The organism is Streptomyces sichuanensis (genome assembly GCF_020328095.1).
GTDB lineage: Bacteria > Actinomycetota > Actinomycetes > Streptomycetales > Streptomycetaceae > Streptomyces > Streptomyces cinnamoneus.
Genome location: NZ_JAIXMK010000198.1, coordinates 1 through 9,553, shown reverse-complemented (window position 1 = coordinate 9,553; position 9,553 = coordinate 1). Strand labels below are relative to the sequence as shown.

The following is a 9,553-nucleotide window of genomic DNA, read 5'->3' as shown; positions in this document are numbered from 1 at the left end:
CTCCCGGCCGTGGCGTGCGAGCCGCAGCCGCCCGCGCCCGGGGCGGCGGCGTGCGAGCCGCAGCCCGCGGCCGCCAGGGCGTCCGCGCGGTGCTCCGGCAGCGTCGTGGTGCCCGCGCCCTCGACCTCGAAGCCCGCGTCCGCGATCATCGCCAGGTCGGCCTTGCCCTCCTGGCCCTCGCTCGTCAGGTAGTCGCCGAGGAAGATCGAGTTGGCCAGGTGCAGCGCCAGCGGCTGCATCGACCGCAGGTGCACCTCGCGCCCGCCCGCCAGCCGGACCTCCACGTCCGGGCAGACGAACCGCACCATCGCCAGGATGCGCAGCGCCCGCTGCGGAGTGAGGTTCCACTCCTTGGCCAGCGGCGTCCCCTCGAAGGGGATGAGGAAGTTGACCGGCACCGAGTCCGGGTCCAGCTCGCGCAGCGAGAAGACCACGTCCACCAGGTCCGCGTCGCTCTCGCCCATGCCCGCGATCAGCCCCGAACAGGCGGACATGCCCGCCGCCTGGGCCTGCTGCACCGTCTCCACGCGGTCGGCGTAGGTGTGGGTGGTGGTGATGTCGCCGTACGTCGCCTCGGACGTGTTGAGGTTGTGGTTGTAGGCGTCGGCACCCGCCGCGCGCAGCCGCTCCGCCTGGCCGTCGGAGAGCAGGCCGAGACAGGCGCACACCTCGACGCCCTCGTTCTGCTCCTTGATCGCCTCGATGGTCTTCGAGACCCGGTCGACGTCCCGGTCGGTCGGACCGCGGCCGCTGGCCACCAGGCAGACCCGCTTCGCGCCGCCGGCGACGCCCGCGGCGGCCGCCTTCGACGCCTCGTCCGGCTTCAGCCAGGTGTACTTGAGGATCTCGGCCTTGGAGCCGAGCCGCTGCGAGCAGTACGAGCAGTCCTCGGGGCACAACCCGGACTTGAGGTTGACCAGATAGTTGAGTTTCACCCGTCGCCCGAACCACTTGCGGCGCACCTTGCCCGCCGCGGCCACCACGTCGAGCAGCTCGTCGTCGGAGGTCGCCAGCACGGCGAGCGCTTCTTCGCGGGTCGGCAGCTCCCGCCGCAACCCCTTCTCCACCAGCGTGTTCAGCAGGTCCATGGCGCAGATCCTCGCCTACCCGACCGCTTCCGGCCAAGGTAGGGATCACACAACACAGGCCGATGGAGGTGTGTGTATTGCCACACCGTGACCGGACGCCGCGACGGCTAGGTTTTATGCAAACCCGCCAAATGAAGAGGGACGGCCGATGCCCCAGGACCCGTTCGACTGGATCGACGCGCAGCAGGAGCGGCTGCGGGCCGCGGGGCTCCTGCGGACCCTGCGCCCCCGCCCGGCCGACTCCGGCCTCATCGATCTGGCCGGCAACGACTACCTGGGCCTGACCCGCCACCCCGAGGTCACCGGGGCCGCCGCGGAGGCGGCCCGGCGCTGGGGCGCGGGGGCGACCGGCTCCCGGCTGGTCACGGGCAGCACCGCGCTGCACGCCGAGCTGGAGGCGGAGCTGGCCGCGTTCTGTGGCTTCGAGGCGGCCCTCGTCCTCTCCTCCGGTTACGCCGCGAACCTCGCCGCCGTCACCGCGCTGTCCGGCCCCGGCACCCTGCTGGTCTGCGACGAGCTCAACCACGCCTCCCTCATCGACGGCTGCCGCCTCTCGCGTGCCGAGCGGACCGTCGTCCCGCACGCCGACGCGGAGGCGGTGCGCAAGAACCTGGCCGCGCACCCGGGCCGGGCGATCGCCGTCACCGACTCCGTCTTCTCCGTCGACGGCGACGCCGCCCCGCTGCCGGCCCTCGCCGCCGCCTGCCGGGAGGCCGGTGCGGCCCTGCTCGTGGACGACGCCCACGGTCTCGGCGTCCTCGGTGACGGCGGCCGGGGCGCGGTGCGGGCGGCGGGCCTGGCCGGCGACCGCGACGTGGTGGCCACCGTCACGCTCTCCAAGTCCCTCGGCAGTCAGGGCGGTGCCGTGCTCGGCCCCGCCCGGGTCATCGAGCACCTGGTCAGCACCGCCCGCACGTTCATCTTCGACACCGGCCTCGCCCCGGCGGCGGCCGGCGCCGCGCTGGCGAGCCTCGCGGTGCTGCGCCGCGAACCCGGGCGCGCCCCGCGGGTACGGGCTGTGGCCGCCGAGCTCCACCGGCGGCTGACGGCGGCCGGGCTGACGGCGGTGCGTCCCGAGGCGGCCGTGGTCTCGGTCCGGGCCCCCTCGCCGGAGGCGGCGGTGCGCTGGGCGGCCGACTGCCGGCGGGCGGGGCTGGCCGTCGGCTGCTTCCGGCCGCCGTCCGTGCCGGACGGCGTCTCGCGGCTGCGGCTCACCGCCCGGGCGGACCTTTCGGACCGGCAGGTCGCGGAGGCGGCCGACACGATCGTACGGACCGCGCCGGCCGCCTGACGCTCACCTCCGCCCGGTGGTCTTCCCGCCGCTTTTGCCGCCCAGTTCGCCGACGAACACGGACCAGGCGGTGGGTGCGAACCGCAGGACCGGTCCGCTCGTGCGCTTGGAGTCGCGCACGGCGAGCAGCCCCGGGGCGAGGCTCGCCGTCTCGACGCAGTTGTTCATCCCGGTGCTGTAACTGCTGCGGTGCCAGACCGCGTCGCACGGGCCGGGGTGGCCCGCTGGAGAGGGAACGTACTGAGGCATTGCGGACATGTTGCCTCCCTACGCGCCGTCGCTGATCCCGGCGATGTATTCCAACGACTTTTCGTGCGAGAGGGCGTGTGCCCGGAGGGTGGTGAATGCCGAGCCGTACGCCCGGAGGTCCTCTTTCTGCTCCAGGTAGAGGCTACTCGTCAAATGGTCGAGAACAACCACGTCCAGATCGGCGATGCGCGGAAATGAGAAAATAACGAAAGGGCCGGTGATCCCGATGTGGTTTCCGCTGGTGAACGGCAGCACGTGCAGCCGCACATGCGGCAGCGATCCCATCTCCAGCAGGTGCCGCAGCTGTCCCGCTATCACCTTCGGGCCGCCGACCTCGTGCCGCAGCACCGCCTCGTCGAGCACCGCGCAGAGCTGCAGCGGCCGCTCCCCGCCCAGCACCGACTGCCGGGCCATCCGCACCCGCACGAGCTCCTCGACCTGCTCCGGCGGCGGGTCGGCCAACGCGGCCCGGGTGACGGCCCGGGCGTAGTCCTGCGTCTGCAACAGACCCGGCACCACCGTGGTCTCCAGCGTCCGCGCGTGGGACGCCTCCGACTCCAGGCTGATGAAGTCGAGATACGCCGAAGGCAGCAGATCGCGGTAGGCGTACCACCAGCCGCGCCGGGGCCCTTCCGCCTCCTTCGACCCCGCGCCGCACAGCGCTCCCAGCAGGGCCCTCAGCTCCGGGTCCGACACGCCGTACACATCGAGCAGCCGGGCCACGTCCGAGGGCTTCACCCCGCTGATGCCCGTCTCGATCCGGCTCACCTTCGACTGGTGCCAGCCGACCGCGCACGCGGCCTCCCTGCTGGTCATCCCGGTCAGTTCGCGCTGCCGGCGCAGCTCCGCGCCGAGTTTGCGACGGCGCACCGCGGGTCCGTACCGCATCCGTTATCCCTCCCCGCCGCTCAACACCACACGTCAGAGTCAATAGACCAGTGTGCCGTCCACGTCCGGCCCCTCAGGGAAGAGTTCACCGCTTTGAGCGACAGATATATCCATATTCCGGTGGATCGCACCCATCGCGTCCGCGAAGAGTGGCAGTCTGACGCGAAGAGCAGCGGTGGAAAGGGACAGCGCCATGGCAGACCACCAGGAAGCAACCATCACCCTGCCGAGTGTCTCCGCCTCGGTGCCCGGTGCCCGCCGCTACGTCATGGACGTGCTCGGGGAATGGGGCCTGGCCGCCGGCTCGGAGGCCGCCGACGCCGTCCGCCTGATCGTCTCGGAGCTGGTCACCAATGCCGTGCAGCACACCCGGGGCCAGTCGCCGACGTTCACCGTGGACGTCCGCCTCGACCGTGACGAACACCTGCGCATCGGGGTCACGGACAGCCATCCCCGCCACCCCCGCCGGCTGCCCGTCGCCGTCCAGCAGGACCACGGGCGCGGTCTGGTCATCATCCGCTGCCTGACCGTCGAGCGCGGCGGCAGGCTCTCGGTCGTCCCGACCGCCGACGGCGGCAAGACGGTGTGGATCCGCCTGCCGTGGGTGCTGCCGGCCGGCTGACCGGCAGCACGGAGGGGCCGGGCGGAGACCGCCCGGCCCGGCGCTCTCGTGGAGCGCGCTCCTGAACCGGTGGGTTCGTTCGTCGTTACCGCGGGTGCCGGTGGGGCACCGGAGGGCGGCAGTCGGGTCCGCTGCCACGGAAGGGACGCTCTGCGTGCGGGACGCGTCGTGGCCGGGGCGGGCGCGCGGGGTGTGCGCCGCCGGTCACCGGCCGTGCGGCGGTCAGCCGTTCACGCGGCCGTAGGAGACGCTCTGCGTCCAGATGCGTTCGAGGCGCACGACCGAACCGGTCTTGGGGGCGTGCCAGATCTTGTTGTTCCCGGCGTATATCCCCACGTGGTAGACGCCGCCCCGGCCGTGGAAGAAGACCAGGTCCCCCCGGGTGCGCGAGAAGCCGGGGATGTGCCGGGTGCGGTTGTACTGGTCCTGTGCGGTCCGCGGCAGTTGCTTGCCGGCCCGTTTGAAGGAGTACTGGGTCAGACCCGAGCAGTCGAAGCGGTACGGTCCCGTCGCCCCCCACTGGTAGGGGGAGCCGGCCTTGGAGGCCGCGATCTGCAGGGCCGCGGTGGAGACGGTTGCTGCTTCCGCGTCGTTCGTGGTGCCCGGCGCCAGCACCGTGGCGCCGACGGCCGCGAGAGTCAGGGCGGATTTCACGGAGAGGGGCATGGCCCCTGCCCTGGACATTGAGGGACGTTTGTGCGCGCCCATGCCAAACCCTTCGTCAGCCGCCTGTGAAGGATGACCTGTCGGGTTCGGGCAGGCGAAGAATGCCCGGCCGCCGGAGCGGCTTCACCCCAAGGGACGCCAGGGAGTTGCTGCTCTCCCACCGTCCCGCCGTGCTCGGGTCCTCCATCCCTGCCGGTGCACTTATGTCGACCAGTCGCCCCGGCGGCGGCAGGGTTCGGCGTCCGCCCGGACCGCCCCGCCGCGGTGGCGGGGTCTTGTCGTCGGCACGGATCTTGGCGCAGCCGCGCCGCCCGCGCCGAGCGGATCCCGCCATATGTGAGCCTCGTCACCCTTGAGCAATTCGGCTGGACGCGGGGCGATTTGACGCTGACGACTTTTCCCTGGTGACCCCGCCACCTGCGGCGCAGCGATCTCTCCGAGCGGCGCATGCGCGCGTCGCCCGAAGTGATCACTGCGGCACGTCTACGATCGCCTCCGCCGTCTGAAGGAGATCGGGGGGCGAATGTTTCCGCTCCTCAGTTCGGCGGCTCCGACGGCAACATCACCCGGCCGGCTCGCCGTTCCCCGTCCAGGACCCGCATCGCTCGTGCCAGCGTTCCCGTGTACATCTCGCGTTCGCCGCGTCCGTGCATGACCGTCAGCGCGTCGCGCAGCCCGGTGGCCGCGAGCGCGAGCGCCTGCGCGGCTCGTAGCGCGGCGTACGTGTCATGCGTGCGGGCCGGGTTGATCCGGCCGAGAAGATCCAGTACTTCCAGATAGCGGTCCACCACCTCGCCCTCGGCACGGGTCAGGGCGGGCAGCGGTGGGAGCTCCGGTGGCCACACGGCGCTCACCACGCCCCGTGCGCAGCACCCTGCGCCGTCCGGTTCTCGACGATGCGGTCGGCGAGCCCGTAGGCCACCGCGCCGCGGGCGTCCAGGACCGTGTCCCGCTCGGTGTCCCGCCGGATCCGCTCCGTACTCCGCCCGGTGTACCGGCTCAGCATCCCCGTCAGGGTCTCCCGCGTGCGCAGCAACTCCTCCGCCTGCAGGGCCAGGTCCGAGGGCTGCCCCTGCACCGGCCCGTCGAGGGAGGGCTGGCGGACGAGCACCCGGGCGTGCGGCAGCACCATCCGCTTGCCCGGCGTGCCGGCCGCCAGCAGCACGGCCGCGGTCGCGTCGGCCCGGCCCAGGCAGACGGTCTCGACGTCGCAGCAGATGTAGCGCATCGCGTCGTGGACGGCGCACAGGGCGGAGAAGGAGCCGCCGGGGGAGTTGATGTAGAGGGAGACGTCCTGGTCGGGTGCCGCGTGCTCCAGGTACATCAATTGCGCCGTCACGTCGCTCGCCGCCGTGTCGTCCAGCGGCGTCCCCAGGAAGAGGATGCGCTCGGAGAAGAGCTTCGCGTACGGGTCCGTGGTGTGGACGCCGGTGCCGGTGCGTTCGGAGAACTCCGGCAGGACGTGGCGGGCTGCGGGTCGGTCCATGGCTGCGCCTCTCGTCGGTCGTCGCGGGTGATCACCGAGATGATCGCCATCTGTAAAAAATGTACAGGACGTACACCTCGTTAGAATGGGGTCATGGCCTACGAAATTCCTGTGACGCAAGCCCGAGCCGAGCTGGCGGAGCTGATCAACCGCGTCGTCTACGGCGGTGAGCGGGTGGTCGTCACCCGCCACGGGAAGCCGCTCGTCGCCCTGGTCTCCGCCGCCGACCTGCAGCGGCTCGAAGAGGCGGGCGCCGCCGCGGAGGCCGCCGAGGAGCAGGTGGTCAGTACGGTCGCCTCGCTCGGCTCCCTGGGCGCGTCCGCTCCGGGCGAACGCCGCCGCTTCGGCATCGCCGCCGAGCACCGCGACCCCGGAGAGGCGGGGCGCCCCTGAGCGCTCGGTGAGACCTCCGGCCATGACTGCGCAAAGAGCGGGTCAGCGCAGTTAACGCGTTGGAAAAGCTTGCGCCCTAATCTGCACTCAGCGGCCACGGGGAGAAGAACCCCAGGTCAACACTGTGTTGAGGTAGGACGCATGCAACTGTCCCCGCACGAGCAGGAAAAGCTGCTCATCCATGTGGCCGCCGACGTCGCCGAGCGGCGCCGGGCCCGCGGGCTGCGCCTCAACCACCCCGAAGCGGTGGCCCTGATCACCGTGCACATCCTCGAAGGCGCCCGGGACGGCCGCACCGTGGCCGAGCTGATGTCCTCCGGGCGCAAGGTGCTCACCCGCGACGAGGTCATGGAGGGCGTGCCCGAGATGATCCACGACGTGCAGGTCGAGGCCACGTTCCCGGACGGGACGAAGCTCGTCACCGTCCATGAGCCCATCGCGTGACGGGGGAGCGACGCCCATGATTCCCGGACAGGTACTGCACGCCACCGAGCCCGTACGGCTCAACGAGGGTCTGCACCGCACCCGGCTCGTCGTGCTCAACGCCGCCGACCGGCCCGTGCAGGTCGGCTCCCACTACCACTTCGCCGAGGCCAACCCGGGCCTTGCGTTCGACCGTGCGGCCGCGCACGGCAAGCGCCTGGACATCGCCGCCGGCACCGCCGTGCGCTTCGAGCCGGGCATCCCCGTCGAGGTCGACCTCGTCCCCCTCGCGGGCAAGCGCATCGTCGAGGGCCTGCGCGGCGCGTGCGGGGGACCGCTCGATGCCTGAGCTCACCCGCGCCGCCTACGCCGACCTCTACGGGCCGACCACCGGTGACCGCATCCGCCTCGCCGACACCGACCTCGTCGTCGAGATCGAGGAGGACCGCTGCGGCGGCCCCGGCCGCGCCGGGGACGAGGCGGTCTTCGGCGGCGGCAAGGTTATCCGCGAGTCCATGGGCCAGTCCCGTGTCACCCGTGCCGAGGGCGCACCCGACACCGTCATCACCGGCGCCGTCGTCCTCGACCACTGGGGGATCGTCAAGGCCGACATCGGCATCCGCGACGGCCGCATCACCGGCGTCGGCAAGGCCGGCAACCCCGACACCATGGACGGCGTCCACCCCGACCTCGTCATCGGCCCGGAGACCGAGATCATCGCCGGCAACGGCAGGATCCTCACGGCCGGTGCCATCGACGCCCACGTCCACTTCATCTGCCCCCAGCTCGCCGACGAGGCCCTCGCCTCGGGCATCACCACGCTCGTGGGCGGCGGCACCGGACCGGCCGAGGGCAGCAAGGCCACCACCATCACCCCCGGCTCCTGGCACCTCGCCCGGATGTTCGAGGCTCTGGAGGGGCATCCCCTCAACATCGGCCTCCTCGGCAAGGGGAACACCGTCTCCCGCGACTCCCTGCGCGCCCAACTGCGCGCCGGGGCCGTCGGATTCAAGATCCACGAGGACTGGGGGGCCACCCCCGCGGCCATCGACGCCTGCCTGAACGTCTGCGAGGAGAGCGGCGCCCAGCTCGCCATCCACACCGACACGCTCAACGAGGCGGGCTTCGTCGGCGACACCCTCGCCGCCGTCGCCGGCCGCACCCTCCACGCGTACCACACCGAAGGCGCGGGCGGCGGACACGCACCGGACATCATCACCGTGGTCTCCGAGGCCAACGTCCTGCCCAGCTCCACCAACCCCACCCGGCCGCACACCGTCAACACCGTCGACGAGCACCTCGACATGCTGATGGTCTGCCACCACCTCAACCCGGCCGTCCCGGAGGACCTCGCCTTCGCCGAGTCCCGCATCCGCCCGGGCACCATCGCCGCCGAGGACGTCCTGCACGACCTCGGCGCCATCTCCATCATCTCCTCCGACTCCCAGGCCATGGGACGCATCGGCGAGGTCGTCCTGCGCACCTGGCAGACCGCGCACGTCATGAAGAGGCGCCGCGGCCCCCTGCCCGGCGACGGTCCCGCCGACAACGCACGGGCCCGGCGCTACGTCGCCAAGTACACCGTCAACCCGGCCGTGGCCCAGGGCCTGGACCACGAGATCGGCTCCGTCGAGACCGGAAAGCTCGCCGACCTGGTGCTGTGGGAGCCGGCCTTCTTCGGCGTGCGGCCGCTGCTCGTCCTCAAGGGCGGACAGATCGCCTACGCGCAGATGGGCGACGCCAACGCCTCCATCCCCACCCCGCAGCCCGTCCTGCCCCGCCCCATGTTCGGCGCCTTCGGCCGCGCCCCCGCCGCGACCTCCCTGAACTTCGTCACCCAGTGGGCCATGGACGACGGCCTCCCCGAGCGCCTCGGCCTGGGCAAGCGCTTCGTCCCGATCCGCAGCACGCGCCGCGTCACCAAGGCGGACATGCGCAACAACGACGCCCGGCCGCGGGTGGAGGTCGACCCGGACACCTTCACGGTCACCATCGACGGCGACGCGGTGGAGCCGCAGCCCGCGGCGGAACTGCCCATGGCCCAGCGGTACTTCCTCTTCTGATGACCATCACCGACGTCGTCGTCGCGCCGGAGGAGCCGGGCCGGCCCGTGTCCGTGCCGCTTCCCGCGGCTGCCGGAGGGGGCAGGGGTGCCCTCGCCGCGCTGCTCGTCCTCGCCGACGGACGCTTCCCGGCCGGCGGTCACGCCCACTCCGGCGGCGCGGAGGCGGCCGTCAAGGCCGGGCGGATCGCGGACGGGGCATCGCTGGAGTCCTTCTGCCGCGGGCGGCTGCACACCGCCGGGCTGGCGGCGGCCGGGCTCGCCGCCGCGGCCGCCGCCGGGATCGATCCGCTCGCCCTCGATGAGGCCGCCGACGCCCGCACCCCCTCGCCGGCCCTGCGCGCGGCCGCGCGACGGCTCGGGCGGCAGATGATGCGGGCCGCCC

The 9,553-nt window shown here is 72.2% G+C and carries 13 protein-coding genes; 7 read left to right on the top strand and 6 right to left on the bottom strand.

All coding sequences use genetic code 11. From position 1 onward, the window contains the following. Positions 1-1,088: biotin synthase BioB (gene bioB, locus LE181_RS30745; protein ID WP_225664784.1), on the bottom strand; the 1,088-nt coding region annotated here is incomplete at its 3' end. Positions 1,089-1,236: 148 nt separating this feature from the next. On the opposite strand from bioB, the gene LE181_RS30740 reads away from it, so the two are divergent. Next, positions 1,237-2,379 (top strand): 8-amino-7-oxononanoate synthase, encoded by a 1,143-nt coding sequence (locus LE181_RS30740; RefSeq protein ID WP_225664783.1) that lies wholly within the window; start codon positions 1,237-1,239, stop codon positions 2,377-2,379. A gap of 3 nt (positions 2,380-2,382) precedes the next feature. Here the strand turns inward: LE181_RS30740 and LE181_RS30735 are convergent, their stop codons facing one another. Further along, complete coding sequence (locus tag LE181_RS30735; protein WP_225664782.1) at positions 2,383-2,637, bottom strand: DUF397 domain-containing protein; 255 nt, start codon at positions 2,635-2,637, stop codon at positions 2,383-2,385. A 9-nt stretch (positions 2,638-2,646) separates the two neighbouring features. After that, positions 2,647-3,516: a helix-turn-helix domain-containing protein gene (locus LE181_RS30730; protein ID WP_225664781.1), complete on the bottom strand. Its 870-nt coding sequence runs from the start codon at positions 3,514-3,516 to the stop codon at positions 2,647-2,649. Between the two features lie 193 nt (positions 3,517-3,709). On the opposite strand from LE181_RS30730, the gene LE181_RS30725 reads away from it, so the two are divergent. After that, complete coding sequence (locus LE181_RS30725) at positions 3,710-4,138, top strand: ATP-binding protein (RefSeq protein WP_225664780.1); 429 nt, start codon at positions 3,710-3,712, stop codon at positions 4,136-4,138. 222 nt (positions 4,139-4,360) lie between these two features. On the opposite strand, the gene LE181_RS30720 is transcribed toward LE181_RS30725, so the two are convergent. The 3 genes from LE181_RS30720 to LE181_RS30710 form a co-directional block, all read right to left on the bottom strand. Beyond that, entirely contained in the window at positions 4,361-4,846 is a 486-nt protein-coding gene (locus tag LE181_RS30720) for a C40 family peptidase (protein WP_225664779.1), read from the bottom strand. A gap of 494 nt (positions 4,847-5,340) precedes the next feature. Further along, the gene (locus LE181_RS30715; RefSeq protein WP_225664785.1) at positions 5,341-5,649 is read right to left on the bottom strand and encodes a hypothetical protein; all 309 of its coding nucleotides are present in this window, start codon (positions 5,647-5,649) and stop codon (positions 5,341-5,343) included. A 5-nt stretch (positions 5,650-5,654) separates the two neighbouring features. Beyond that, positions 5,655-6,290 (bottom strand): ATP-dependent Clp protease proteolytic subunit, encoded by a 636-nt coding sequence (locus LE181_RS30710; protein ID WP_225664778.1) that lies wholly within the window; start codon positions 6,288-6,290, stop codon positions 5,655-5,657. Positions 6,291-6,383: 93 nt separating this feature from the next. Between LE181_RS30710 and LE181_RS30705 the strand changes: the two genes are divergently transcribed. From LE181_RS30705 to LE181_RS30685, 5 genes are all read left to right on the top strand, one after another. After that, positions 6,384-6,683, top strand: a complete 300-nt coding sequence (locus LE181_RS30705; protein WP_225664777.1) for a type II toxin-antitoxin system Phd/YefM family antitoxin — start codon at positions 6,384-6,386, stop codon at positions 6,681-6,683. 141 nt (positions 6,684-6,824) lie between these two features. Next, positions 6,825-7,127, top strand: coding sequence for an urease subunit gamma (locus tag LE181_RS30700; protein WP_225664776.1), 303 nt, complete (start codon positions 6,825-6,827; stop codon positions 7,125-7,127). Between the two features lie 16 nt (positions 7,128-7,143). After that, a complete protein-coding gene (locus tag LE181_RS30695) occupies positions 7,144-7,455 on the top strand; it encodes an urease subunit beta (RefSeq protein WP_225664775.1) in 312 nt (103 codons plus the stop codon). Beyond that, complete coding sequence (locus LE181_RS30690; RefSeq protein ID WP_225664774.1) at positions 7,448-9,169, top strand: urease subunit alpha; 1,722 nt, start codon at positions 7,448-7,450, stop codon at positions 9,167-9,169. Before LE181_RS30695 ends, LE181_RS30690 begins: the two co-directional genes overlap by 8 nt. Then, positions 9,169-9,553 (top strand): urease accessory UreF family protein (locus LE181_RS30685; RefSeq protein ID WP_372458548.1); only part of this gene is annotated, 385 nt, incomplete at its 3' end. The genes LE181_RS30690 and LE181_RS30685, both read left to right, overlap by 1 nt.